We start from the raw sequence: 25,700 nt of genomic DNA on the forward strand, positions 1-25,700 counted from the left end.
TTCAGGTCAACTTACCTATCATATCTATCCAATGAACCCATCACCCATATCTATTGAACTCAAGATCGTTACCCCTAGGGGCTAAATTAAACACCTGCTATGTCAAAACGTACCCAAGCTGCTGATTTAGAAGTTCGTCTCCTGCGGGAGGGGATCATTGAATCAATTCACCATGTCCATGCGGTTGTCTGTGATGATCGGGGCCGCATCCTCTCCTTGGCGGGTAATGCGGAAACCGCTGCCTTTATTCGCTCGTCTCTCAAGCCCTTCCAGGCCCTAGCGGTCACCTCATCGGGAACCCTAGAACGATTTAATCTCAACGATCGCGATCTAGCGGTGATCTGTAGTTCCCATCGTGGGGCCATTGATCAGGTGCGCCAGGTGTTTAATATTCTTTGGCACGCTGACGTTGATCCCACCGCCTTGCAATGTCCCATTCCTAAGGGGGGACAGGGGCCCCTAGAGCATAATTGCTCGGGGAAACACGCTGGAATGTTAGCGGTCTGCCAACAGCGTAATTGGCCCCTAGGAACCTATCTCCAGCGAAATCACCCCGTCCAAGCCCTCATTTTAGGGAAAGTGGCTGAACTCCTGCGTATGCCTGCGGCTGAGTTTATCTATGCCCACGATGACTGTGGCGCGCCCACCTACTTTATGCAATTGGTGCAGATGGCGACCCTTTACGGACAGCTAGCCTCCGGGAATGATTGGGCTATGGAGCGGGTGGTACGGGCCATGACCCACCATCCTCTTTTAGTGTCTGGGGAAGGGGAGTTTGATACGGAGGTGATGCGGTTGACGGAGGGAGAAATTATTAGCAAGACTGGGGCGGAAGGGGTGCAATGTATTGGCCGGGTGGGGGAAGGTCTGGGCCTGGCGATCAAGGTTAGTGATGGGTCGAAACGGGCAAAGTATGCGGTCGGTATTCATTTACTGAAGCAATTGGGCTGGATTACGCCGGCGATCGCCGAAGCCTTGGACGAAACATTTTTCAACCCGAATCGTTTTACCCGCTTAGATGTGATTGGTGAATTGGCTTTTTCTTGAATAGGAATCGTTCTGTTCTATGAATATTCAGCGATGGGTGAATCGGGGCGATCGCCAACTTCTATTCTTAGGAGTTCTGGCATTCATCATTGCGTTGTTAGCCCAAGTGGATTGGCGCAATACTCTACCCAATTTGCTGGGTTTCTGGCACAGTGGTCAGGCGATGTTTCGGCCCCAAGGCAACACCCTAGAAGTTCTCCTATTACCTGCCTTTATTTGGGTTGCCGTTACCTTTTTTCTAAAAGAAATTTCCCCGCGCCCGACCTTTTGGACCCGGATCATTGTCAGTATGGGGATTGCCCTATTGGGAATTCGCTACGAACTGTGGCGTTTTTTTGGCAGCCTCAATTTAGATGATCCCCTCAATGGCACGTTGTCGGTCATTTTATTTTTGGCGGAACTTCTCACCGTCGTGAATACGGTCACGTTTTTTGTTCACACGATTTTTTCCATTGACCGTAGCCCCGAAGCCGATCGCCTCAGCCAGGATGTGATCAGTGGAACCTACCAACCGACGGTGGATGTGGTCATTCCCACCTATAACGAAGGGGTGGATATTTTGCGACGGTCGGTGATTGGTTGCCAGGCGATGGAGTACGCTAATAAAACCATTTACCTATTGGATGATACTCGGCGGCCGGCGGTGCGGGCCCTAGCGGCGGAATTGGGCTGTGAATACCGCGATCGCCCGGATAACCGTCATGCCAAGGCGGGAAATATTAACCATGCCCTTCCCTCCATGAACGGGGAAATTATGGTTGTCTTTGATGCGGATTTTGTACCCAGTCGCCACTTTTTAACCCGAACTGTGGGCTTTTTCCAGGATGAAAATACGGCCCTCCTGCAAACCCCCCAACACTTTTTTAATGAAGACCCCATTGCCGTCAATCTCGGTCTAGAAGGGATTCTCAATAACGAGCAAACCCTCTTTTTCCGCTACATTCAACCGAGTCGGGACTTTTTTAACTCCGTCGTTTGTTGTGGAACCTGCTTCCTGATCCGGCGATCGGCCCTAGATGAAATTGGCGGGATTCCCACGGAAAGTATCACCGAAGATTATTTCACCTCGATCCAAATGCAATCTAGGGGCTATCGAGTCAAATATTTGAATGAAGCCCTAGCGGCGGGGATGTCACCGGAAACCATTAGTGCCTATATTAATCAACGACTGCGTTGGGGCCAGGGAACCCTGCAATCCCTGTTCTCTAAGGCAAATTTTCTTACGGTTCCCAATCTCCATTGGTGGGAGCGGGCATCCCATTGCCTGAGTATTGTCTATTGGTTTTTAGCCCTACCTCGGGTCATTTTTTTAGTGATGCCCTTGGCCTTTCTCCTGTTTGGGTTGGCTCCCCTACGGGCGACGATTAACGAAATTCTCTATTTTTATTTGCCCTACTATCTGGCGAATATTATGGCCTTCTCCTGGTTAACGGAGGGGCGGCGATCGGCCTTTTGGTCCGATGTATATGAAACGATTTTATGTGTACCCATGGCCATGACGATTTTTGTCACCCTGGTCAGTCCAGGGGCCAAGCCCTTCAAAGTTACCCCTAAGGGGGATATTGACTCTAGCAACATTACGATTAACTGGCCCCTGATTCGCCCCTTAATGGTGGTGATGGTCTTATCCATTGTCGGAATTATCTACCGCACGGTGAGTATTCAAACAACCATTGTTAATCCAGATAGTTTGGCGGTGAACTTGGTGTGGTCAGTTTACAATCTATCTCTGCTTTTAATTTGTATGCTAGTAGCGATCGATGTCCCCCAGCGGCGACATACTCGGTTTTTACGGCGGGAAGCCTGTGAATTGCAAATTGGTCAGGGACGATTTCGGGGCTATACCGTGGATATGTCGGAAGAGGGGGCGCGGATTCTCTTGGATCGCTATGATGGCGAAGATTCCACCGAGGCGATCGCCCCAGGGGATGTCAATGCCACCTTCCAGGGGAAATTTCGCCTCCTCCCCCCCAGTTCCCTGACCAACTTACCCCTAAAAGCCGAACTGCGCTGGCACGCCCGCCAAAAATTAGAGTCCCTCAAAGAAGATGAGTCCACCCAAACCGCCGAAGTTCGGGTGAGCTTCCCCCAGTTATCCTTGGCAGAGCAGCGGCGTTTAATTCCCTATCTCTACTGTGAGCCAGGCCAATGGGACGACATGAAAGTGCCGGAACTTAAAACCGCCTGGGCCATGTTCCAATCAGTGCTACGGCTCCATCCCCTAGCGGAAAGTCGCTAAGGATTTGGGAGTTGCCCTTGGCATCGCCTGTGTCCCCATATCTTCTGCGCCTGTCACGGCATAATGTTTGACACCACGGGGGCGGGACTGTCTGGGTCTAGGGTTTGGCCCAATTTGGCAGCGATCGCCGCGACCCAGCGTTCATCTTGACGAGTATAGCTACGGGGTGCATTGGCTCCTAAAATGAGGACTCCTTCCCGGCCAATGGGCTGGCAGATTACCCCTTGGGTATTTTCCGGTAAATAATCAAATTCAACGCGTCCAGGATAAAGGTCGAGCTTGACTAAATAAACGGGTTTCTGGGTTGATAGCACCCGTTCAAGAATGGGCCCCACTTTCGTTAGGGTTTTGGGGGACAAAATACCTCGCCGTAAAAGGACTTGGCCTTGGTACCATACCACCAGCGATCGGGTGGCAGTATTTGTTAATAGAGTATGGGAAGCCCAAGCCAACTCGATTTTGACCGACTCCCTTAAATCTGGCCCAAACTCAAACCCTTCAGAACCGATCAGTTGCACCACTTCCGGCGATCGCGGTTGAACCTGCTGCCAAATCAGTCCTGTCAATACTAAAAAAGCGGCTAGAATAACCCCTACCACATCTCCCCTCGCCTGGGATTCGGTTAAGTTGGCTGTTCCCAAGCGGTTGACCAAAAGTAAGATGCCCCCCAGCCCTCCTGTAACTAAAGGGAGCAGGCGCAAAAAACGATTTGGATCATTCATCGGTAATAGACCATACACAACACCTAACTATTGGGCAATTCGTAGAAATGGTAGAAAATCCTCTTGACATACTCCACCGCCCTAAAGGGTGAGGATTCTAAATCTCACGACTTAGACTTTCTGTTTCTTTCTATTGCTTACACACAATTCAACGAATCTACGAGTTTTCTGCGGCAACCGCTCAACAATTTTTCTACCTAAAAGCCGACACAGTTCAGTGTTTGCCGCAAAAGCTATTTTTGCTCAGACTTTGGGTAAATTCGGTAACTAAACAGGGTAAACGCATCAAATTTGTATCAGTTGTACTTGACAATAGGTCAGATGTTTTATTTTTGCCAAAAACTAAGCAGAGCATCGGTGACCAGTTAAAGTCATCGTCTTATCTATTAGGAGAATGGCATCAACCTCTCCCCCCTTAACCTCATGTCTGATTCTGCATGGCTTTCCTCATCCATTCATCAACATTTTGGCAACATTGATGATCCTAGAGTAGAAGGGCGCTGTGCTCATCAACTTGATCCGAGCCAACTAGAGGCTCCTATGACCGAGGGCATCGTCTCAAGCCGCTCGATAGTGAGTGCTTGGTCTACAGAGCACCGACTTGTTTTAGGGCAAACCCCTGTGGATGCTGAGTCGAACGAGATAACAGCCATTCCGTCTCCTTGAGAAAATTCATACCCATCAACGGATTTAATCATTCATCACAGTATAAAAAGGCTCAAAAATAGTTGTGCTAGAACACCCTCTTGCCTGTAATACTGAAAACCCTATTCAGCAAAGCTTACACTGCGATCGTTCATATTTACATATTAAATGTTTATCTATTCTTGACATTGCGATTGTTGTAGTATTATCATGGTTACATCCATATTTTACAGTAAGTTTAATAGTGTGTATGTCTAAGTAGATTGGAATGCAAACTGTCGTCTAAATCAATGGTTAAAATCTAGCAGAATAGATCAAGCATGACGCATCGCAATGAATTTCTACTATTCCACACATAAACTATGTTTGATTATCTGAAGAGTGGCATCTCATGGTTTTTCAAACAGCACGATTTACAAAGTATTTCGTCCTTGGCTGGGATTATCGTAAGCGTAATTGTAGTTATTCAAACATTTGGTCAAATTTTTGGATGGCTATGGCGTGTACAGCAATTTACAACATCAGGGAGTAATTTTACTATATCCCCCAGCCCTTCATCTTCCGATGGTTGGAAATCGTGTGATTCTAAGGGGCAAAACACTCTGTGTATTCCAGGAAACTATTATCCAAGATATTTGCATCCCCCTTCACTTGGTCAAAAATTCAGTAAATGGTTTTTTAGAGTCAAAGCTTGGTTTTATAAGCTAGCGTCTCGATCTACCCCTTTTATTCAGAGACCTAAGTATTACTTTTCAAATTATAATTCTGCTGGTTTAGATCCAGTTTTTGATATCTTATTTCAAAATAAGACCGGGACAGATATAATCATCACAGGTCTTGGCATCGAGATATGTAGTGTTGCTCATGTAATGCAGGCTATGGGTAGCCCACCGGCACGTAAAATTGAATTTTTAGAAAAATATATATTGCAGATACCAGACATTAATCAGGAGATGCGTGACAGAGGTCTTTGGAATGATCCTCGAGTTCTTGAAACACAGAGTGTAAATCGGAAAATTTCAGTAGAGAAATTTCAAGATATGGTTTCTATCGAGCGTGATGGGACTTTTCGATATGAGCTTTGGCTGAATGGCTACGTCAAAAACATTCCGACAGAATCAATAATTCGTCTATGGCTTCAAAGCAATGAAAGCTCAGTATTTTGGTCCCCGTATATAAGGCTAACACACATTAGCTATGAAAACTGATTTTGTCATTCCAACCCAGTTCCTATTTATCTCTACTGTCGTCTTTTCTTTTGGTTTCTTTCGCTACAGTGACAAAGCTGTTCATACCAAGTGTGCCCTAACTATTCTTTGGATAAGAAATTAGCCCTGTAACATGATTGAAATTAATGATGCGGTTGAAATGCTTATCGCTAAGCGTGCATTAATGCCAGATCAGCAGGCTATGCTAGTGGCAATTTCAGGAATTGATGGTTCTGGAAAGGGCTACATTTCAGGAAAAATTGCAGCGATGCTTTTGCAACAACATCTACGGATAGCCAATATCAATATTGATGGATGGCTGAACCTACCTAAAAAGCGTTTTAGTCAGACTAACCCAGCCGAGCATTTTTATCGTCATGCCCTTCGCTTTGATGAGTTATTTGCCCAACTAGTCTTTCCATTACGCGATCGCCGATCAATTTGTATTGAAGCAAATTATGCGGAGGAAACTGCCACGGAGTATCGAAAGCACATCTATAATTTTGAGGAAATAGATGTCATTTTGCTGGAAGGCATCTATCTGTTGAAACAGGAATTTCATTCATACTATGACCTTTCACTTTGGGTTGAGTGTAGTTTTGAAACGGCATTAGAGCGGGCAATTGCACGCTCACAAGAAAGTTTGCCGCCAGATGAGACTATCAATGCCTATCAGACCATCTATTTTCCAGCCCAAGACATTCACTTCGACCGCGACCAGCCTAAGGCAGCGGCGATAGCCATGATTAATAACGATCCGAGGCTAGGATGTGCAACTTGAGCTTGGGTATCACCCTTCGCCTGGAAGTGAAAACGCTACACCCAATTTGATAGAGTTGACCACAATGGGGGATGATAGAGGCTGTTGGCTAGGAAACTTAATCATGGCCCCACGACTGTTTAGACGAATACTGGTTGGCATTGTGCTGGCGATCGCCAGTGTGACATTGATTGCCTGTAACCCGTTGGATTCTATCGCAGATGATTCTGTAGCTGACACCAGTTCTGTACCGGGAGCACAAAGCCCAACCCCTATGGCTAATTTACCGCGCCTCAATGGAGAGGCTACTGTTGTTTTAACTGTCAATGATCGTCCAATTACCATCCAAGTGAATGGTAACGCTGCCCCTGTCACTGCCGGAAATTTTGTGGATTTAGTCGAGCGCGGCGTATATGACGGCACCGTTTTTCACCGCGTTGTTAAAAGCCCGTCTCCCTTTGTGGTGCAAGGGGGAGACCCCCAAGGTAAAGACCCTTCTTTCCCCGTTGCTCGCCTAGGAACCGGATCATTTGTCAATCCAGAAACCGGTAGCCCCCGTTACATTCCCCTCGAAATTTTACCCAAGGGGGGAAGTGAACCCGTCTATAGTCAAGCGGGAAAGGTTAAATCCCCGGAACTCACCCATCAGCGGGGTGCCGTTGCCATGGCGCGATCGCAGATGCCCGATTCAGCATCAGCGCAGTTTTATATTGCCCTAAGTCAACTGGATTTTCTAGATGGTGACTATGCTGTATTTGGCGTTGTCTCCGAGGGGATGGACGTAGTGGACGATATTCAACAGGGCGATCGCATCCAATCGGCGGAAGTGACTGCTGGCCTGGAAAACTTACAAAAGTAGCCCCTTATTTCCCTTCTTTAAGGTTTTCTGCTCCCTAACAAGCTAAAAGAAATTGCCATGAGTCCTTTGGATGTGGTGATTACTGGCCTGGGTCTTTCGACGGCCCTAGGCTGGGATGCCGTTACAAGCTGGTCAGCCTACCATAGCGGTGAATGTGGTCTCAGGTTCCAGCAACCCTTTCCGGAATTACCCGCCCAACTCCTCGGCCGCCTGAATCAACGCCTGAGTTTAGGGGAATTACTCCAAGTTCTCGTCCTGGAAAGTTTAAGGGATGGAAATTTGAGTCCCGGTTTAGAGAATACGGGAGTGGTTGTGGGTTCAAGTCGCAGCCATCAATGCCAATGGGAGGCCTGGTTACGGGAAGCGTTGAACGGGCCTCAAACCAGCGATCTATCGGACTGGTTAAATTACTTACCCGGAACGGTGTCCAGGGACGTGGCCTGTTTCGCTCAGAGTTGCGGCCCGGTTCTAAATCCAACGGCAGCCTGTGCAACGGGTCTGTGGGCGATCGCCTTGGGCTGTTTATTACTGGAATCGGGCCAGTGTGAACGGGTCATTGCTGGGGCTGTGGAAAAACCGATTACGCCCCTCACCTTAGCGGGTTTTGCGCGGATGGGAGTTCCAGCGCAAACGCGGGTAGCTCCCTTTGATCGTCAACGTCAGGGATTGGGCTTGGCGGAGGGTGGGGCCCTACTGATCCTAGAATCAAGGGAAATGGCAGAAAAACGGGGAGCAAAAATCTATGGCCGGGTTTTAGGGGTGGGTTTAAGTGCCGATGCTGACCAATTAGCTGCTCCTAGCTCCAACCAAGGGGGGGCGATCGCCGCGGTTCAAAAAAGTTTAGCCCAAGCAGGACTACAGCCCCACCAGATCAGTTATATCCATGCCCACGGCACCGGTACAATCCTAAACGATCGAAGTGAAGCGGCCTGGATTCAGCACCTATTCGGAAATGGTATCCCCGTTACCAGCCATAAGGGGGCGATCGGTCATACTCTGGGAGCGTCCGGGGCAATTAGCGCAGCATTTTCATGCCTCTCCCTGCGGGATCAGATTATCCCCCCCTGTGTTGGCTGCCACGACCCTGAGTTTGACATAGACATTGTTCTTACACCCCGATCTACCAACGTTGAAACTATTCTTTGCTGTAGCTATGGCTTTGGTGGCCAAAATGCTGCTGTTATCTTCTCTCAATAAATATCTCAAAGTACCAAAATCAAACAGCAAACTTTTATGGCTCAGAAGGGGAAACCTCTACTGGTGGTGCAGCGGGTGGAGGTTCAACGGGGGCCCGGGGGGGTTCAGGGGGCGGTGGGGGGGCAACCTCTACTGGGGGTGGAGGCGGTGGAGCTTCTGCCTCCGGAGATGGCGGTGCCTCTGGAGATGGCGGGGTTGTTGGCTGGGGAGAGGGGGGCGGCGAATCTACCGGGGAGGGACTAGGGGAAGGCGATTCGGCCCTAGGGGAACGGGTGGGTTGGGGAGATTCTTGCCTCGGTTCAGGACTGGAAACCGCTTCTGGCGTTGGGGTGGAGGCTGGGGCTTGGGTTGTCGCTGGTCGATCCCACCAGGAAGGACTGGAGGGTTGATTTTGCCGCCGTTCCCGCGCTAGGGCCGCATTGCGCTGGTTTGTCCATTGGCGAATCTGGCGACGGGCCTCAGTATAGAGAGAGCGATCACGACCAATTTGTTCGGCGGTTTCAATGGCATCATTGTATTTACCAGACTCCGCTAGGGCAATGGCTTGATCCAGAATGGGCTGATCCGTCACCTTTTCCCATTCCTGCTGCCAGGTTTTAATTCGAGCTTGGGCCAGGGGATAAAGGGCCGTATCCGTACTGAGGTATTGGGCAACCTGGATCGCCTCCTCATATTTAGCCTCCTCTGCCAGGGCGATCGCCGCATTCAGTAAGGGTTGATCCTGAAGGGTGGCCACCTGCCGATTCCATTGGGCCACAAGGGCTTGGGCCTCAGGGCGATAGGCTCGACCGAGGGGAACCAAGGATGCTTGATCAATGGCAATCTGATACCCCAGTAATTGTTGGCTACCGACAAACCATTGAGCTAATTCAATCTGGGCTAGATTTTTAGCTTCTTCTTGCCATTGTTTCCTGTTTTCTTGGGCGAGGGTATAGAGAATGTGTTCGGGAGGAATTTGCTCAACCCGACCAATGGCATTCCAGTAGGCCAGTAAGGTTCCTTGGGTTGCCAATCCCTGGGCTTTACCCATGACAAAAAGAAAATCCTGCTGGCGATCGTCGGTCACACCTGGGGCAATTTTCTCAATCAGGGCTAGGGCCCCGTTAATGTCCCCCGCTGCGTACCGCTCCTCAGCAAAAATGAAGACCTCTGGAATCCAGGATTGAGCCTCTGCCTGGGCTTTTTCGTAAAGAAATGAGTTTTCGGGAATAGCCAGGGCGATCATCACCGCTTCTGCCATTTGATCAGCGGTTAACCATGAGGCTAAATCCCGAGCTTGGGCAAGCTGCACCCAGGCATCCTGCTCCTTACTAATTTGGGTCATTAATTTTTGGGATTCCGCCTTCCAGTAGTCACTCCCCAATTGAGCCATTAAACGCGCCTGGAGAAGGGCTGTTCCCCAGTCTTGGTACCGCAGGGCCTCCTGTGCTGCCTGGATCAGGGAATTTCCTTCATCAGTTGTCCAAGTGGTAAGCAATACTTGGGCTTGTTCGTAGGCCTGGGTGGAGGCAGGGATTTTTTTCAAGAGTTCTCCGGCCCGATCCGGGTTCCCCTGCTCCATTTGTTGGCGCGCAATCACCATAATCGCTAAAGACCATTCTTCGGCGCGGCGATGGGCTTGGAGATAGAGGGGGTGATCCTCAGGCCATTGGCTGACAATTTCTAGGGCATTGGCGAGGGAAGCAATATTTCCCTTCCGGGCAGCCATATCCGCACAGTAGAGGCGATCGCTGTCGGAGGCAATAAAGGACGAAAGATTTTGGCAGTTGGGGGCCGGGGGAAGCAACAGCATCCAAAAGGTGGCCCCAACAGCGGTTGTCCCAGAGATCAGCAAGGGAATCAGCCAAGGCCAACCATGGTAGCTATAGACTTTTTGAGCAAATTTCTGAGTAAAACTTTGCCACGCCTGCTGCCAAATCTTATTAGGCGAATTAGGAGAAGGGTCGGAGGGCGGGGAAGACTCTTGCTCGTCTAAAATTTGCACCTGGGAACCACCACCCTGCTCACTCTCGGCAATGGGCGGAGGCACAGGCCTTTCCTTGGAACGCCAGAACCACCCTATAAGGGATTTATTGGCTTTCATTACTGAGCTTGTCTCCTCGTACCAAAACCCTAAGGGGTTCCTTGGATTAGGGCTTGGGGTATTCTACTCCAAGTATTAGTATAAGTCTAAAGACCTGTGGCGCATTCAGAAACCTCCCTCTGATCCAGTTTCTTGATTGCCCACTATTTGTCCTTCGGGAGTCCAGCGAATAGCTCCATCCCGGCCAGTCCAGTAGATGGGAATATTTTTTTCCTGGAGATCATCCACTGTAGTTTGATCCAAACTTTGGCTACTTAAAATGAGGGCGCGGGGTTGAATCAAATCCACCAGCTTGGGATCAAAGGTTTGTCCCCACCACCAAAGCACATCCGGGTTCGGCAAACGGGCCGATTCTAGCCAGGTGGCCTGACCTAGGGAACGGGGTGGCTCCGTCACCAAAAGCCACTTTTTATCACGGATATTGAATTGAATCACCGCTGGATCCGCCCGCAGCAGTTTCATTTCCACATCCCCAAGGCGTAGTTCTTGATCTAGGCGAAGGGGGTTTGCTTCTATCTGGAGATCCGCGAGCATATCTCGGTACTCGTCATCACTGTTGGCGGCAGGAACATCCGTATAGCGGCGAATGGGAGTGGTTTTGTGGAGTTCGGCCCAGCCCCCTTGACTGCGACTGCGGCGATCGCTGGCAATGGCCCAATCAATACTATTAATGCCCTGGAGGGCCAAAAAGGAGCCAACGGATTGACCGGCACTGGTGCGATCGCCACTATTGATGATAACGGTTCCTTCCGGCTGCTGGATCACCATAATCGGGACACGATGATTATCCAAGATCGTGACGCGAAACGTTGTCGTTTGCAAAATCAAAAAGGGAACCAACACGGCACCAATACCCACCCCCATGGCAACCAACCAGCGGCGTTTCCACCAGGGATGGAGCCAAACCAGTAAAATCAAGCCATAGAGAAAAAATACCTGAGTCCAGCCCAAGGCCCCAAAGGCAATGACGGCCCCCGGTAAACGGCCAAAGAACTCGGCCATCCAGAGCAAAATCAAGGTTGGGTAATACAAGAGCCAGGCAATCCCGGAGCCAAGAACCGGCCAAATAACCGCTCCTAGGGCACTGATAAAACCGCCCATGGTGATGACGGAAAGAATAAAGGTAGTGCTGACATTGGCGATAATGCCGTAAACCGGAAAAATACCAAAAATCGCCAAGGACAGGGGAAAAAGCCAAATTGTTGCTGCCAGGGGAATGGCTATCAGGTTTGCCACCACCGCCGGTAAAAAATCAAATCGTTTGGCAATGGGATTGGCACTAATAATGAGACCCGCCGTGGCCAAAAAACTTAACTGAAAACCCAGATCCTCAATCCACAGGGGATTGACAATTAACATCCCCACGGCGATCGCCAGAAGTAGGGGCAAGGCTTTGAGTTTATCACTGCCCCCTGAAAGAGCCAATAGTCCGGCAATCCCCATCAACACCGCCCGAATTGCTGAAGGGGCAAAACCACTCAAACAGGCAAATAAAATTAAACAGCCACCTCCCAACGCAAGCCGCCAGCGTTCCTTCAGGGGCCGGGCTAAAAACATCACCACCCCCAAAATCACAGAGGTATGGAAGCCTGATGCCGCAATGGCATGGGAGAGACCCACCCGGCGAAAGGCATCCCGAATATCAAAGGGAATGGCTACGGCCCGCCCCCCTAAGACCATGGCACTCACTACGGGGCCGGCCGTTTCCCCTAACCCATCCACTTGCGCCTGATAGATGCGTTGCCGCAGGGCCCACAGCCCCCAGGGGGAACCCTCATCTAAAATCCGCACTTGCCGGCCCGCCAACCCGGCAAAGACCCCTTCCCGTTGCAGATAGCGTTGAAAATTAAAGGCACGATAAAAAGCCGTGCCGCCGCCCCTAGGTTGATAGAGAAAACCACTCATGGCAATACGCTGACTGGGGTGAAGACTGGCCCCTTCTTCCGCGGGAACGGTAATGTAGAGTTGTCCCGTCGCCCGTCCCGATAGGGCCCCAGGTGCCCCATCCTCCGTTAATTGCTCATAGCGATCCACGGACATAAAAAAGCGCAACCGCCCCGCCCGATTGGGTAGGGGAAAGGTTTCAATTTTGCCTTCCACTTGGACGGTGGGCACGGCATCGAGGGCCTCTAGGCGAGTCACTACCCGACTAATATCTGTTGCACTGGGTTGGGGTGTGCGTAGCCATAGGTAGCCCATAGCCAATAGAGCAACTGCTGTGGCAATTAACCAGGTTTGGGGGGGTGGCAGCCGTTGCCAAAATTTGGGAAATCCCCACCGCTGCCAACGCAGTAGAGCAAGCATCAGTCCCAAAAAGATCACCGCGACTCCGACCCCAGCCATGGGAGCCACCAGTAAGCCAATGATGAACGCTAAACCGTAGAGAATTAAGTCAATGGTAAAGACAAACATTGGTTAGGCTTAACGGTCCGTTTGACCGCCCTCGTCCAGAAAATATGTAATGCTCTCTATAACGAACTAAGCCCAGGCTATGGCAGCCGAGCATAGAGGTTATTTGCCCTGTATTCAACCACAGAATGGCGGAATATCTGGGTTAGCTAGATTACATTGAGTTGTCTTTGTCTAATGGATGTTGCCTAACCCTTGGATGGGGAATACCGTACTCCTTAGGGCTGGGGGAATAAGCAATTCCTGGGCTGTCTAGATAACGGTGCCATCGGGAATAAGGGCATTTTTGAGGACAACGACAATACCACTACGAATATAGAAACCCTGCTCTTCCCGGTTGGATTCTTCCACCCGATCCTTATTGATGATTTTCACATCTCGACCAATGCAGGCATTTTTATCGACGATCGCCCGGCGAATAATGCTATTGGAGCCAATGCCAATGGGAATTTTCTTCTCGTCTGCCATCACGGCCCGTTCCGAGAGGGGTTGATAAAAGTCCGATCCCATCAAAAGGGAATGATCAATCACACAGCCCGATTCCACCCGCGATCGCACCCCAAGAACGGAATGATGAATTTGACATTCTTTTAAGATACAGCCTTCACTGACAATCGACTCAGTAATATTGCAGGAGAGGAGCTTGGTAGGGGGCAAATAGCGGGGACGGGTGTAGATGGGAGCCTCTTCATCGTAAAAACTAAAGGGAGGCAGGGGCTGCTGGGTCAAGGCTAAATTGGCATCATAGAAGGAACCAATGGTACCAATATCTTCCCAATAGCTATTAAACACATAGGTTTGCACATGGTGGGTACGGGCCGCCGCTGGAATGATTTCCTTGCCAAAGTCCGTGGCTTCATCCATCTGCTGGAGTAAATCAATCAAAACTTGGCGATTAAAGACATAGATGCCCATGGAGGCGGTATAGGGCTTGCGGTGGGCTTCTTCTGCCGATAGACCAAACCGAGTCGTATCCACCTGCATGGCTTTCAGGGCATCCCCCTGGGGTTTTTCTTGGAAATCAATTACTTTGCCTGAATCGTCAATTTTAATCAGGCCAAACCCCGTTGCTGACTGCTCATCCACCGGAATCACCGAAAGGGTAATATCGGCGTTGGTATCACGGTGTCGTTGGACAAAAAGGCGATAATCCATGCGGTAGAGGTGATCCCCCGATAGGATCACAAACTGTTCCACGTCCCAATCGGAGAGCATCCAGAGGTATTGACGCACCGCATCAGCCGTTCCTTGGAACCAATTGGGATTTTCCGGGGTTTGTTGGGCCGCCAAAACTTCGACAAAACCGCCGGTCAAACCCGAAAAAGCGTAGGTGCGGGCAATGTGGCGGTTGAGGGATGCGGAATTGAACTGGGTCAAAACATAAATATTCGTCAACTCGGAGTTGATGCAGTTACTCACAGGGATATCAATCAGCCGATATTTACCAGCCAGGGGTACAGCGGGCTTCGCCCGGCGTTTGGTCAAGGGATATAGTCGCGTTCCCGCTCCGCCACCCAAAATAATAGCCAGGACTTTCTTCATCAAGGCCTCCATGCAAACTGCCACTTCACCCAGTTTAAGCTGACCTTGGCCCTTCACCACTGTTATGGCCCTATCACTGCTGAAATTTATTTTTGACTTGGCTAATCTAACCTCGGCACAGCTAGGGATTGCCAAACGTTCCCCTGGGCGGTTAAGGTATCATTAAGATAAGGAGCTTAAATTCCGAATTCTTTTCTTCACTGGCGATCATCAACTTTCACTGTAATAATTTTTCGTCTCAATTTCGTATCAATTTTCTGAACATCTTGCCGTCCCTAAGCTTAATTAGGCTCTGAATTAGGCTTGGGCCTCTATCCGTTCCGTTTAGTCCGAATTATTCCTTGTCCGCTTTCGCCGCTTTTGTCCCTGTCGGGGGATTGTGCATTATTGGGAGTTGTTATCGATCATGGCTACTTTAGGACATTTTGCCTACGAGGCCCTATCCAAATATTTACGGAAAATTAGTAAGTATGAGCCGGGGGTGATCCGCGATCGCGATCCGGAAGCCATTCATCAAATGCGCGTGGGTCTACGGCGATTACGGACAGCCCTAGAAGTGTTTGCGCCGGCCTTGACTCTACCCAAAGGCGTAACCCCAAAACGGGTGCGGGATGTGGCCGGTTGTCTGAGTCCCGTGCGTGATTTAGATGTGATGACAGCGGAATTAAAGGATCACTATTACCCCCACCTGCCCAAGGCCGAGCAACAACAACTTGCAAAGTTAATCAAAAAACTGGATAAGCAACGGGAAGAACATCTGCACAAGTCCCTGCAACTGCTCCGGGGCGATCGCTACCGCAAACTACAACAGGGATTACAGGAGTGGTTAGCCCAACCCCTATATCAACCCTTGGCCACCATGCCCGTAGCGGCGATCGCCCCCGATTTATTGTTACCCCTCATTGGTCAACTACTGCTTCACTCGGGTTGGCAGGTGGAAGTTGCCTGGCAGGGAGAAGACTACATTTTGCCAGAGAAGAAGAACATTTCCCCCTTACTCAACCATTGTGGTGATCTCCTCCACGAACTCCGCAAACAAATTAAGCGCGTGCGTTACCAGATGGAATTGTTTACCCCTCTGTATAGCCCTAATTATGCTGAACAGGTGACAGAGTTTTCCCAACTCCAGGATCTCTTGGGTAATCTCCATGATGGGGTGGTTCTCAATACGTTTTTTATGAAGCAATTGGGTCTAAATCTGACTAAGGCTTCACCGGTTCTAGCCCAGTTAATTGAACAGCAGCAAACCCAACAGTGGCAGGATTGGCGAGGGGTGCAGGCAGACTATTTGCATCCGAGTCGTCGCCACCAACTCCGGCAATTATTCCTACAGGATCCCGAACAAATCGTAGTGTCTACCAATGGCCACGCTACCCTAGAGCCAACCCCGCAGCCAATAAACCCCTAGACCCATATATTCCCGTAGGGCCAATGTGGTCAGGGACAGGGATTGGCTACTTGGCAGCAGGTCAAGCAAAATAGTCTCCAGACGCTGGGGATAGTCCGCAAAGGTGATATGAAAATCCGTAGGAGCAGGAATAACCTTGATGCCTTGGTGACGGAAAATAGCCAGGGCGCGGGGCATATGCAGGGCAGAGGTGACGAGCAATACTGGCTCAGAAATATGCTTGCCCCCAATGAGTTGTGCCACATTGATGGCATTTTCATGGGTATTGAGGGAATCTGGCTCCTGGAGAATTGCTGCCGCCGGAACCCCCATTTCCCTAGCAATTTCGGCCATGTCCGCGGCCTCCGATTGACCACCCCCTAGCCAAGAAATCCGCCCACCACTCACAATTAAATAGGGTGCATAGCCCCGCTTATAGAGCCATGAACCATAGAGGATGCGATCGCCCCCTTCGCCAACTTCAATCCAGGGTCGAGGAGGGTGAGGGGGTTTAGTGCCACCCCCTAGGACAATAATGGCTCCAGCCCTGGGAAGACGGGGTTCCTGAGCATATTGGAACTCTAGGGAACTCACCAACATTGTCGCCACCCATTGATTACTACTGAACAGTAGAATTGTTAAACCGAGGGCAAGACATATCCTCGCCCCCCTTGGGTGTTTCCAGAAGCCGTAGAGGGCAAGGAAAAGGAGCAGGCAGGTTAGGCCTAGGGGTAAAACAAGATTCGGCAGGAGTTTAGAGAGCAGGAGCATTTAATGGATTCCAGAGTTACCATAGAATTTTTTGGAGGATTTCCATCGTCAAAATCATAAATTTGCCATAAATTTGTATGAAAAGGTGAACAAAAAACGATTCTGTTTGTATGCTGTATCAGTACGGGGTAAATATCCTTCCCAATGGCACTAATTTTTCATTGAAACATTAGACGATCCCAATCCGTCGAACTTTTTATAAAAGACAAACCGCCGTGGTTCCTCCCCATGCACATAAGGTTGATATGGGCCTCAGCTATCCTTGTCCCTGCCGTCGTCAAGGAGAATTAATGCCGATCGCCCTGACTGAGGCCTTTGGCTGTAAGCGGTGTCAACAAATTTTTGTCCTGCGCCCGGATGGCCATTCCATTGAGCAGTTAGCTGCCACCTATCCCTACAAGCGATCGTGGTATTGGACAGGGTTACAGTGGAATGTATTGCAGCGGGGATTTTCGGAAACCCATTGGCATTGGGCCATTGCCCTGAGCTTTTTCCTGCTGATCCCAATTTTCCTCTGGCTTCCCCTATTATTACAAATTGCCCTCAAACCCCAAGGATTACTATGGATTGTTGCGTCGGTATTATTGACCTTGGCCCCTGCATTTTTAATCTGGCTTTCCCTGTCGCGGCGGTAATAAAGGACTCCCATGGATAATTTGTCCCCTGCGGATAAAGGTCATGAAATTCTTCACCAAGCCCGCCTAGCCAGTGAACAGTTAGCCCTGGCTACCTATGCCCAACGCCAATCCGCTCTTCGCCATCTCATTCAAGGATTAAAACAGGCGCAGACTGAAATTCTCGAGGAAAATACCCTGGATTTGGAAACCAGTCGAGACTTGGCAGTATCTGCGGTGCTACTGAGTTGGTTACGTTTGACCAATGAGCGATTTCAAGAAGCGGTACAGTGGCTAGAACGGGTTTTAGCGTTGGCGGATCCCCTGACATCGACGGGTATGGCCAGTGGAACCCATTACACCTATGCCTTGCCCGTGGGAGTTGTGGCCTTTTTCTATGAGGGATTGCCCACCCTGGCCCTATTAGCCGCCGCCCTGTGTTTGAAAACGGGAAATGCTCTGATCATTCGCGGTGGCCATGAAACAACCCATTCGGGGCGGGCGATCGCCACGGTATTGGTAGAAGCGCTGCAAATGGCCCAGTTGCCCCTAGCGACAATTCAGGTATTGTCACCAGATGTCACCAATGGGGACACAATTGGGATCAGGGGTGGGGTGGATTTGGTGATTCCCTACGGGCGATCGCGGTTTATGCAACAGGTTCTTGAGGATACGAAGGCACCCGCCATCCCTGGAAGCATTGGCAACTGCTATCTCTTTTGGGATAGTTCCAGTTCACCGGAGCAGGTACAGGGGATGATTTTAGCAAGTGCCAAGGGCTGTCCTGATCGGGTGGTGGCCATTGAAAAGGTCTTAATTCCAGCGGAGACCAATCACTCCCAAGTGGCCCGACTGATCAATCTCTTAATTCAGGATAAGTATAGTGTCCGTGGCGATGATATGCTCTGTGAAGAATTTTCAGAACTCCGCCCGGCCCAAGAAACAGATTGGCACACTTCGCTTATGGGCAATGTGGTTGCCTTTCGCCATTCCCAAAGCCTGACGGCGGCGATCGCTTGGATTAATCAACACAATAGCGGCCCAGCCAGTGTCATTGTCACCAATAGTTATGACCAAAGCCGTCAATTTTGCCAGCAGGTACAAACCCCCCAGGTTTTTGTCAATCGCCCACCCCAATTTTCTCGGCACAACACCTTGGCCCTGGGGCTATCCAGCCAGCGGGGAATGTATGGGGGCTTGATTGATATCAGCAAACTTTTACGCTATAAATCTATTTATCTTTAAACACAGTTAAAACCGCTATCCCAAGCCAAGAATAGGACATGGGTTTATACCATAGAGTATATGGAGTTGATCTGCATGGGGTGTATGGGGTTTATAGGAAAAATAGAGTTGTGCGAGGAGTAGAGTCGTGAAGGGACTAAGCTACAGAACAATCCTGATCCTGGGTCTAGTCGTCGGCAGCGGATTGGCCCTAGGGGGTATTCAACCGGCTGTGGTAGCCTCACCCATGCCAAACCAGGCCTTAGTGAATGATCCGGCGGTAGCCCCTCTGCGCCTAGAACTTAGCCTATCGCGGAAACAAGTAACTCTTTTCCAAGGAACACGGCCCATTAAAACCTATCCGGTGGCCGTGGGGCGGCCCGGCTGGGAAACACCAACGGGGGTTTTTCAAGTCCAGTCGATGATTGAGGATCCCGCGTGGAAGAATCCCTTTAATGGTTCTGTGATTGCGGGGGGCCATGCCCGAAACCCCTTGGGTCGTCGTTGGATTGGCTTTTGGAGTGATGGCAAAAACTGGATTGGTTTCCACGGCACACCCAATCCTGAATCCGTGGGCCATGCTGTTTCCCATGGTTGTGTGCGGATGCACAATCGCGATATTGAAGATTTGTTTGCAAGGATTACGATGGGAACGCCGGTGATTGTGGTGCGCTAAGTCTTAGTCCTTCCGGGCCCAGTTCGTAGCCCAACTCCCCCAGAAGTCGTCGCAGCAGGGGTAAGCTCAAGCCAATGACGTTACTGGGAGTACCGACAATTTTCTCAACGAATAACCCCCCTTGGCCATCCAGGGCAAAGCAACCGGCACAGTTCAGGGGTTCGCCGCTGGCCACATAGTCCTTAATTTGGCGATCGCTCAGCCAGGCAAAGGTGACATCGGTTTCCTCAACGTCTACTAGGGTGAGATTTTGCCGGGTATCCATCAGGGCATGGCCCGTCAGAAGTTGCCCCGTTTCACCACGCATCTGTTGCCAACGGGAGATCGCCTGGGCTGGACTTTCAGGCTTTCCGTAGATCTGTCCCTTCAAGACCAAAATAGAATCACAACCTAAGACTAGGGCATCCCCGGAGTATTGACTGGCAACGATTTCCGCCTTACAGCGGGCTAAAATTCGTACCATTTCCGCTGGGGTCGCCGCCTGAACCACCGATTCATCAAAATGACTGGGACAGATCTGCGGCTGAAGACCAACTTGTTCCAATAGTTGCCGGCGGGCCGGAGAAGCAGAGGCAAGGATAAACGGTAGCATCGGCAATAACTAAAAACGAAACATCCCCACCCTAGCGGATCTAGGCATCCCAACTCTCCCCATCGGGAAAGGAATTGTCACAGTCCAATTACTGATTAATTGAGCTATATTTAGGGAAATATTTAGGCTCATATATCTCATATATATAGATTATCAAACGTGAAGAATGGGCAGAATTAATCTGCATCAGCCCTACCTAAAAATCCGTGAATTAATCGGTTATTTCTTGGGAAAAACAACCCGCATCGAATATTTTTTGAGAAAATGATCTGTATTTCAGGTGATCTAAATCACTTAAACAGTCAGGAAATTGTAGAGAAACTCAAGAATTGATTATTTTTACTTATTGTTTACGAAGTCTTCACAATTCCCTGAATCATTAATCGGCCAAGGATTTGCCAGAATTAGAGTTTTTTTATATTTTCAGAATGTTTATTATGAACAATAATTCCACCGATGCCCAAGCCCTAGGGTTCGTGATACGTTAAAGCAGTTCAACTTGTTGAGAGCAAACACGGTACTACTACGGCTTAAGTTCAATTTTGCTGAAGTACCGATGCTTACCCCACTTGGATGACCTTTTTGACGGACGACTATGAAGAAACATTTGTACATTGGACTAGCCACAACAGCGTTAACGGTGTTTGGACTCCTCTCCTCTAGTCAAGCCAATGAAGAACTGCGTTCCCGCTCATCTCAATTGGTTGATGGCTCAGACAATCAAAGCCAACTCACAACAGCTAGTAAAGTTGGTGAACGGCAAACTCCGGTAACATCATCTCCTTCCCGGGCGATCGCCAAAATTCACAACCATGATTTATCCGGTCGGGATGCCGCTACGGTTTATCTGCGGGGAATTCCTGTCTTGACCTTTGTGGGCAACCTCACCACCACAACCAATTCGGTCAAAGTCGCCAATCTCACTGGTGTAACTCAGCAATCCACCACATCCAACCTATCCGAGACAGCCCAACAAGCTACGACCTTGGCGGCTCGTCTGAACCAGCTTCACCAAAAGGGCTTTGATGCCAATCTCATCCAGGTACGTTGGCAGCCGGAAGAAAAAGCCTATCTCATCTATGCCGATAAGGAGCATCTGCTCACCCTTGGGGATCACACGATTTTGCCCCAGGCCAATCAAGATAGCCAGGAAAATGCCCTGCGGATTACCAATCTGATTCGGCGACAGTTGGGGAATGCCCCTGCCTTGACTGCCGTTACCGGTGCGGAAAATAACACCACCACGGTGGCGGTGGGGCCGATTCGGATGCAGATGACGGGGGTTGCCTCCTGGTATGGCCCTGGCTTCCATGGGAATCGCACCGCCAATGGTGAGCGATTTGACCAGTACGCCATGACCGCTGCCCACCGAACCTTGCCCTTTGGAACCAGGGTGCGGGTCACTAACCTCAGTAATGGGCGATCTGTGGTGGTACGAATTAACGATCGCGGCCCCTTTAGTCCCGGACGCTCCCTTGATTTATCCAAGGGAGCCGCCTCTGCCATTGGCATGATTGGTGCCGGTGTGGGTACAGTGCGAATGGATATTCTTGAGTAATTTGAATCTAGATTGATGTCTAGGAAAAATCTAACTATAAATCGGGGGGTGTGATGACATCTCCCTTTTTTTCGGAGTCGGATATTTCCCTACCCACCTCGTCCCTACCAATATTTCCCTTACCGGTGTTGGTTGTCGCCAGTCACAATACAGGTAAGTTAGGAGAGTTTCAAACCTACTTGCAGCCCTTGGCCACCGAGGTTTTGGCGATGCCCCAGGACTTAGACATTCCTGAAACCGAATCTACGTTTCTGGGGAATGCAGCCCTTAAGGCGAAAACGGTGGCTCTAGCCACCCAACAGTGGGCGATCGCCGATGATTCCGGTTTAGAAGTCAGGGCATTGGCCGGGGCACCGGGTCTCTATTCAGCCCGTTATGGTTCAACAGATCAAGAACGAATTGAGCGACTACTGCGAGAATTGGCTGGCCAGGGCGATCGCTCAGCAAGGTTTGTTTGTGTTTTAGCCTTGGCAAATCCGGCGGGGGAGATCGTGGCCCACTGTGAAGGGGAGTGCCTGGGCGAAATTTTAGAGGCACCACGGGGAACGGCCGGCTTTGGCTACGATCCAATTTTCTTTGTGCCGAGTATGGGCCTCAGTTTTGCTGAAATGGAGCCAGAGATGAAGCAGCAGGTCAGCCACCGGGGTCAGGCCCTCCAGCATTTTTTAGCTCAGATGAATCCCTAGTTAGGCTTCTTAGCTCTTGGTTAGGGCAGTTCTTCAAAGCTTCTGACTCGTAGTATTTAGCGTGAAGAGCAACAGGCTAAAATAGAGTAGCCTTGCCGCGAGCAGTCGCATGGCAAGAGTATATTTAGATACCTGACCCTGACTGAAAAAAGTGGACAAACTCCAAGAGTCGCCAATGAAGGAGAATGTCCAAATGAGTCAAAAACCAAGACGAACATTTACTGCCGAACAAAAAGCTCAAGCTGTGGCAATTGTGAAACAGTCAGGCAAGCCGATCAGCCAAGTGGCCCAGGAAATGGGTTTGACAGAAAGTGCCCTACGCCAATGGGTCAAACAAGCAACCATTGACCAGGGTGGTGGCAACCAAGGAGCACAAAACTCATTCATCGTCGGTGTCAATTGCTTAAACCCAGCGTGCCCAGATGGGATGGGAAAGTCTGCCCAGCCTAAAGCATCTTTAGCTTGCTTGAGTCAGTATTCAACTCAAGCCCTAAAGCCGTAGTGGTTGCCAATCTCTTGAAGTTTGACCCTTGGAGCCGCGATATCGCGGTGCCCTTGAGGCACTCCATATATTTCATGCCTCGAACTGCTCCAGGTGGACGCTATAGCGTGTACCGTCTTTGAACAATATTGCGTACAGTGGAGGTATGGCAATCAATCCTTAGAATTGATCCACGAGGCCCGACGATGGAAAAACTCGCACCTGCTCACTATCCCATTCAAGACCTAATTCAAAGACGCTGGAGTCCGCTAGCCTTTAGAGATCGCCCAATCCCCATGACTGATTTAGCGCGACTGTTGGAAGCCGCCCGCTGGTCTCCCTCATCCTATAATGAACAACCCTGGGTCTTTTTGGTAGCAGAAAAATATATCAATCCAACGGGATTTAATAAGTTGCTAAGTTGTTTGGTAGAAGCGAATCAGGTTTGGGCCGCCCGTGCCCCCGTTTTGATGATCGGTCTAGCAAAAAATCATTTTGCCCACAACAATACCGTAAACCGCCATGCCTTCTATGACTTGGGCGCGGCAGTGGCCTATTTAACCCTGCAAGCCATGGATTTAGGGATTTACGTTCATCAAATGGCTGGCTTTGATCCCGTAAAAACCCGTGAGGTTGCCCAAGTTCCCAGTAGCCATGAACCGGTTGTGGCGATCGCCCTAGGATATTACGGTGAGTTATCCAGCTTACCCCCCAACTACCAAGAGCGAGAACGTGGCCCCCGAAATCGCAACCCCCTCAAAGACATTGCCTTTAGGGATACCTGGGGCGATTCCTTTCCCCTGCCCTAGAACCCAATCATCGACGCTAAATCAATTAAAAGCAACACATTCATCAATTCATCAATACTTAATTCATTAACACTTAGGAGGTCAACCATGCCCCAAACCCTACCCACAACTCACCTGTATCCTGCCCAGGATCGTGGTCAAGAACAACGGGATTGGCTGAACAGCTATCATACGTTTTCCTTTGGTCGTTTTTATGATCCCCAGCGCATGGGATTTGGCAGCCTACGGGTGATTAACCATGATTTTGTTGCTCCTAAGGGCGGGTTTCCCACCCACAGCCACCAGGATATGGAAATTCTCACCTATGTCCTGCGGGGCCAATTGGAGCACCGCGATAGTTTGGGGAATGGGGCGGTGATTCAACCAGGGGAAGTGCAAATTATGAGTGCGGGTACTGGCATTACCCACAGCGAATTTAATCCCTCGGCCACGGAACCGGTGGAACTCCTGCAAATTTGGGTTCTACCTGAGCGAGATCGCCTCAGCCCCCGCTACGATCAACAACCCGTGATGGTACGCCATCAACCCAATCAGTGGCATTTAATTGCGGCACCGGAGGGAGACAATGGGGCGGTGATTGTGTATCAAAAAATCCGAGTCTTGGCAACAATTTTGACGGCGGGACGTTCCTTAGACTACACCCTAGGGGCCAGCCATCGGGCCTGGTTACAAATTGCCCAGGGAACCGTAGAGATGAATGGTCAAGTCCTCCATCAGGGGGATGGGTTAGCCATCTATGGACCGGGGGATTTAACCTTGACGAATCCCAGTTCTGATCAAGACGCAGAGGTTTTACTTTTTGATCAGTTTGACTCGGCGAGCTAGGTACTCGGCGAAAAGGTAACTTGGATATATTGAAGACCCAAAGTTAGGCTACCCCGATGGCGATCGCCCCTGCCTCTGTTATTCATTACCCCAGCCGAGATGGCAAGCCCGTGGCGGAAACCTACGATCATCTCTATGCCCTGCTCACCACCCTAGAGGCTCTAAAGCAGTACCTCCAACATGAACGGGGAACCGTCCTCGCCAATCAGTTTCTCTACTATGCCCAGGGCTATCCTCGTTTACGGGTGGCTCCAGATGTGATGGTTATTTTTGGCGTTGAGCCGGGGGGGCGGGATAATTACAAAGTGTGGGAAGAAGGGCATGTTCCCCAGGTTATTTTTGAATTTACCTCCCCTAGTACCCGCAATGAAGACACCGGCTTTAAGTACCAACTCTATGAACAATTGGGGGTTCAGGAATACTGGCTCTTTGATCCCAAAGCTGAATGGCTCACGGAACAACTGCAAGGGTATCACCTCATCCATGATCTCTATCGCCCCGTTGAACCCCAGGCCGAATCCGGTCGGTTCTATAGCCCAAGACTCAAGCTCTTCCTCAGGGCTGAGGGGAAACTCCTGGGATTTTATAACAGTGTTACTGGCGAAAAGCTTTTAACCCCTGGGGAATTAGCGACGGAACTGGATGCCGAAGTGACGCGGCGTTTAGAAGCAGAGGCACGGGCAGAGGAATTGGCACGCCTGCTCAAACGCTATCAGGAAAAATTTGGAGACCTACCGGAGAATGGCCATGCTAACGGATGAACAACATCGTCAAAAAATGCAGCAGCGCAAGCAGGTTCAAACCCAACGGTTAGCGGAGCGCACCCTGGAAAAAGGTCTCGTCATTGTGCATATGGGAAATGGCAAGGGCAAAACCACGGCGGCCCTGGGTATGGTGCTGCGGTCCTTGGGTCATGGCTATCGGGTTGCCATTATTCAGTTTATTAAGGGAGCCTGGGAACCTGCGGAGAAAGCGGCCTTGAGTCATTGGCCCGATCAACTGGTGTTCCATGCCATGGGGGAAGGCTTTACCTGGGAAACCCAAGACCGGCAGCGGGATATTGCAAATGCTGAGGCTGCTTGGGAACGGGCCCTCGACTATCTTTCCCAGCCGGACTATCGCTTAATCCTCCTGGATGAAGTGAATGTTGCCCTGAAGTTGGCCTATCTCTCCCCGGAAAAGGTTTTAGCTGGACTCAGGACAAAGCCGGAACAGACCCACGTTATTTTGACGGGCCGGGGAGCACCACCGGAATTAGTTGACGCGGCTGATCTGGTGACGGAAATGACCCTGATCAAACATCCCTTTCGGGAACAGGGCGTTAAGGCCCAGGCAGGGATTGAATTTTAGTTTTGGTTGCTGGGGA

Annotated in this window: 23 protein-coding genes; 17 read left to right on the plus strand and 6 right to left on the minus strand. The window is 50.1% G+C overall.

The annotated features are described in order from the left end of the window. The first annotated feature begins 99 nt into the window (after positions 1–99). Together L3556_RS03175 and L3556_RS03180 are read left to right on the plus strand one after the other, a co-directional pair. Complete coding sequence (locus L3556_RS03175; protein WP_277865864.1) at positions 100–1,047, plus strand: asparaginase; 948 nt, start codon at positions 100–102, stop codon at positions 1,045–1,047. A gap of 19 nt (positions 1,048–1,066) precedes the next feature. Beyond that, a complete protein-coding gene (locus L3556_RS03180; protein ID WP_277865865.1) occupies positions 1,067–3,286 on the plus strand; it encodes a glycosyltransferase in 2,220 nt (739 codons plus the stop codon). Positions 3,287–3,339: 53 nt separating this feature from the next. Here the strand turns inward: L3556_RS03180 and L3556_RS03185 are convergent, their stop codons facing one another. Beyond that, complete coding sequence (locus tag L3556_RS03185) at positions 3,340–4,008, minus strand: cofactor assembly of complex C subunit B (protein ID WP_277865866.1); 669 nt, start codon at positions 4,006–4,008, stop codon at positions 3,340–3,342. A 1,007-nt stretch (positions 4,009–5,015) separates the two neighbouring features. On the opposite strand from L3556_RS03185, the gene L3556_RS03190 reads away from it, so the two are divergent. From L3556_RS03190 to L3556_RS03205, 4 genes are all read left to right on the plus strand, one after another. Beyond that, the gene (locus L3556_RS03190) at positions 5,016–5,861 is read left to right on the plus strand and encodes a hypothetical protein (RefSeq protein WP_277865867.1); all 846 of its coding nucleotides are present in this window, start codon (positions 5,016–5,018) and stop codon (positions 5,859–5,861) included. A gap of 133 nt (positions 5,862–5,994) precedes the next feature. Then, positions 5,995–6,642, plus strand: a complete 648-nt coding sequence (locus tag L3556_RS03195; RefSeq protein ID WP_277865868.1) for a uridine kinase family protein — start codon at positions 5,995–5,997, stop codon at positions 6,640–6,642. A gap of 103 nt (positions 6,643–6,745) precedes the next feature. After that, entirely contained in the window at positions 6,746–7,480 is a 735-nt protein-coding gene (locus tag L3556_RS03200) for a peptidylprolyl isomerase (protein ID WP_277865869.1), read from the plus strand. Between the two features lie 57 nt (positions 7,481–7,537). Further along, complete coding sequence (locus tag L3556_RS03205) at positions 7,538–8,677, plus strand: beta-ketoacyl-ACP synthase (RefSeq protein WP_277865870.1); 1,140 nt, start codon at positions 7,538–7,540, stop codon at positions 8,675–8,677. A gap of 34 nt (positions 8,678–8,711) precedes the next feature. Here the strand turns inward: L3556_RS03205 and L3556_RS03210 are convergent, their stop codons facing one another. From L3556_RS03210 to L3556_RS03220, 3 genes are all read right to left on the minus strand, one after another. After that, a complete protein-coding gene (locus tag L3556_RS03210) occupies positions 8,712–10,706 on the minus strand; it encodes a tetratricopeptide repeat protein (RefSeq protein ID WP_277865871.1) in 1,995 nt (664 codons plus the stop codon). Positions 10,707–10,865: 159 nt separating this feature from the next. Continuing rightward, positions 10,866–13,172, minus strand: coding sequence for a ComEC/Rec2 family competence protein (locus L3556_RS03215; protein WP_277865872.1), 2,307 nt, complete (start codon positions 13,170–13,172; stop codon positions 10,866–10,868). 249 nt (positions 13,173–13,421) lie between these two features. Further along, a complete protein-coding gene (locus L3556_RS03220) occupies positions 13,422–14,711 on the minus strand; it encodes a glucose-1-phosphate adenylyltransferase (protein WP_277865873.1) in 1,290 nt (429 codons plus the stop codon). Positions 14,712–15,117: 406 nt separating this feature from the next. Here L3556_RS03220 and L3556_RS03225 point away from each other — a divergent pair, with 406 nt between their 5' ends. Beyond that, positions 15,118–16,119 carry a CHAD domain-containing protein gene (locus L3556_RS03225; RefSeq protein ID WP_277865874.1) on the plus strand — a complete coding sequence of 334 codons (1,002 nt, stop codon included), beginning with the start codon at positions 15,118–15,120 and terminating at the stop codon, positions 16,117–16,119. Here the strand turns inward: L3556_RS03225 and L3556_RS03230 are convergent. Continuing rightward, positions 16,087–16,869 carry a YdcF family protein gene (locus L3556_RS03230; RefSeq protein ID WP_277865875.1) on the minus strand — a complete coding sequence of 261 codons (783 nt, stop codon included), beginning with the start codon at positions 16,867–16,869 and terminating at the stop codon, positions 16,087–16,089. The genes L3556_RS03225 and L3556_RS03230 overlap by 33 nt on opposite strands. Before the next feature lie 215 nt (positions 16,870–17,084). Here L3556_RS03230 and L3556_RS03235 point away from each other — a divergent pair, with 215 nt between their 5' ends. From L3556_RS03235 to L3556_RS03245, 3 genes are all read left to right on the plus strand, one after another. Further along, positions 17,085–17,504, plus strand: a complete 420-nt coding sequence (locus L3556_RS03235; RefSeq protein WP_277865876.1) for a hypothetical protein — start codon at positions 17,085–17,087, stop codon at positions 17,502–17,504. Between the two features lie 12 nt (positions 17,505–17,516). Continuing rightward, entirely contained in the window at positions 17,517–18,728 is a 1,212-nt protein-coding gene (locus tag L3556_RS03240; RefSeq protein ID WP_277865877.1) for an aldehyde dehydrogenase family protein, read from the plus strand. Between the two features lie 127 nt (positions 18,729–18,855). After that, positions 18,856–19,383, plus strand: a complete 528-nt coding sequence (locus L3556_RS03245) for a L,D-transpeptidase (protein ID WP_277865878.1) — start codon at positions 18,856–18,858, stop codon at positions 19,381–19,383. Here L3556_RS03245 and L3556_RS03250 read toward each other — a convergent pair. After that, positions 19,349–19,975, minus strand: a complete 627-nt coding sequence (locus L3556_RS03250; RefSeq protein WP_277865879.1) for a nucleoside triphosphate pyrophosphatase — start codon at positions 19,973–19,975, stop codon at positions 19,349–19,351. The two genes, L3556_RS03245 and L3556_RS03250, sit on opposite strands and share 35 nt — an antisense overlap. Before the next feature lie 595 nt (positions 19,976–20,570). On the opposite strand from L3556_RS03250, the gene L3556_RS03255 reads away from it, so the two are divergent. The 7 genes from L3556_RS03255 to cobO all read left to right on the plus strand — a co-directional run bounded on the left by L3556_RS03255 (position 20,571) and on the right by cobO (position 25,684). Next, the gene (locus L3556_RS03255; RefSeq protein WP_277865880.1) at positions 20,571–21,533 is read left to right on the plus strand and encodes a septal ring lytic transglycosylase RlpA family protein; all 963 of its coding nucleotides are present in this window, start codon (positions 20,571–20,573) and stop codon (positions 21,531–21,533) included. A gap of 53 nt (positions 21,534–21,586) precedes the next feature. Further along, complete coding sequence (rdgB, locus tag L3556_RS03260; RefSeq protein ID WP_277865881.1) at positions 21,587–22,219, plus strand: RdgB/HAM1 family non-canonical purine NTP pyrophosphatase; 633 nt, start codon at positions 21,587–21,589, stop codon at positions 22,217–22,219. A gap of 175 nt (positions 22,220–22,394) precedes the next feature. Then, complete coding sequence (locus L3556_RS03265; protein WP_277865882.1) at positions 22,395–22,721, plus strand: transposase; 327 nt, start codon at positions 22,395–22,397, stop codon at positions 22,719–22,721. A 185-nt stretch (positions 22,722–22,906) separates the two neighbouring features. Further along, entirely contained in the window at positions 22,907–23,509 is a 603-nt protein-coding gene (locus L3556_RS03270; RefSeq protein ID WP_277865883.1) for a nitroreductase family protein, read from the plus strand. An 87-nt stretch (positions 23,510–23,596) separates the two neighbouring features. Then, positions 23,597–24,334: a pirin family protein gene (locus L3556_RS03275; RefSeq protein ID WP_277865884.1), complete on the plus strand. Its 738-nt coding sequence runs from the start codon at positions 23,597–23,599 to the stop codon at positions 24,332–24,334. Between the two features lie 56 nt (positions 24,335–24,390). Then, entirely contained in the window at positions 24,391–25,095 is a 705-nt protein-coding gene (locus L3556_RS03280) for a Uma2 family endonuclease (protein ID WP_277865885.1), read from the plus strand. After that, positions 25,082–25,684, plus strand: coding sequence for a cob(I)yrinic acid a,c-diamide adenosyltransferase (cobO, locus tag L3556_RS03285; protein ID WP_277867587.1), 603 nt, complete (start codon positions 25,082–25,084; stop codon positions 25,682–25,684). Before L3556_RS03280 ends, cobO begins: the two co-directional genes overlap by 14 nt. Positions 25,685–25,700 lie beyond the last annotated feature (16 nt).

This window comes from Candidatus Synechococcus calcipolaris G9, from assembly GCF_029582805.1.
Taxonomy (GTDB): Bacteria; Cyanobacteriota; Cyanobacteriia; order Thermosynechococcales; family Thermosynechococcaceae; genus Synechococcus_F; species Synechococcus_F calcipolaris.

Bases quoted from the DNA above. Each gene is read 5' to 3' on its own strand.
- rdgB (WP_277865881.1), top strand. From the start codon at position 21,587: ATGACATCTCCCTTTTTTTCGGAGTCGGATATTTCCCTACCCACCTCG.
- L3556_RS03190 (WP_277865867.1), top strand. From the start codon at position 5,016: ATGTTTGATTATCTGAAGAGTGGCATCTCATGGTTTTTCAAACAGCAC.
- L3556_RS03180 (WP_277865865.1), top strand. From the start codon at position 1,067: ATGAATATTCAGCGATGGGTGAATCGGGGCGATCGCCAACTTCTATTC.
- L3556_RS03185 (WP_277865866.1), bottom strand. From the start codon at position 4,008: ATGAATGATCCAAATCGTTTTTTGCGCCTGCTCCCTTTAGTTACAGGA.
- L3556_RS03250 (WP_277865879.1), bottom strand. From the start codon at position 19,975: ATGCTACCGTTTATCCTTGCCTCTGCTTCTCCGGCCCGCCGGCAACTA.
- L3556_RS03200 (WP_277865869.1), top strand. From the start codon at position 6,746: ATGGCCCCACGACTGTTTAGACGAATACTGGTTGGCATTGTGCTGGCG.
- cobO (WP_277867587.1), top strand. From the start codon at position 25,082: ATGCTAACGGATGAACAACATCGTCAAAAAATGCAGCAGCGCAAGCAG.
- L3556_RS03230 (WP_277865875.1), bottom strand. From the start codon at position 16,869: ATGCTCCTGCTCTCTAAACTCCTGCCGAATCTTGTTTTACCCCTAGGC.
- L3556_RS03225 (WP_277865874.1), top strand. From the start codon at position 15,118: ATGGCTACTTTAGGACATTTTGCCTACGAGGCCCTATCCAAATATTTA.
- L3556_RS03255 (WP_277865880.1), top strand. From the start codon at position 20,571: ATGAAGAAACATTTGTACATTGGACTAGCCACAACAGCGTTAACGGTG.
- L3556_RS03220 (WP_277865873.1), bottom strand. From the start codon at position 14,711: ATGAAGAAAGTCCTGGCTATTATTTTGGGTGGCGGAGCGGGAACGCGA.
- L3556_RS03205 (WP_277865870.1), top strand. From the start codon at position 7,538: ATGAGTCCTTTGGATGTGGTGATTACTGGCCTGGGTCTTTCGACGGCC.
- L3556_RS03175 (WP_277865864.1), top strand. From the start codon at position 100: ATGTCAAAACGTACCCAAGCTGCTGATTTAGAAGTTCGTCTCCTGCGG.
- L3556_RS03280 (WP_277865885.1), top strand. From the start codon at position 24,391: ATGGCGATCGCCCCTGCCTCTGTTATTCATTACCCCAGCCGAGATGGC.
- L3556_RS03265 (WP_277865882.1), top strand. From the start codon at position 22,395: ATGAAGGAGAATGTCCAAATGAGTCAAAAACCAAGACGAACATTTACT.
- L3556_RS03215 (WP_277865872.1), bottom strand. From the start codon at position 13,172: ATGTTTGTCTTTACCATTGACTTAATTCTCTACGGTTTAGCGTTCATC.
- L3556_RS03270 (WP_277865883.1), top strand. From the start codon at position 22,907: ATGGAAAAACTCGCACCTGCTCACTATCCCATTCAAGACCTAATTCAA.
- L3556_RS03195 (WP_277865868.1), top strand. From the start codon at position 5,995: ATGATTGAAATTAATGATGCGGTTGAAATGCTTATCGCTAAGCGTGCA.
- L3556_RS03275 (WP_277865884.1), top strand. From the start codon at position 23,597: ATGCCCCAAACCCTACCCACAACTCACCTGTATCCTGCCCAGGATCGT.
- L3556_RS03240 (WP_277865877.1), top strand. From the start codon at position 17,517: ATGGATAATTTGTCCCCTGCGGATAAAGGTCATGAAATTCTTCACCAA.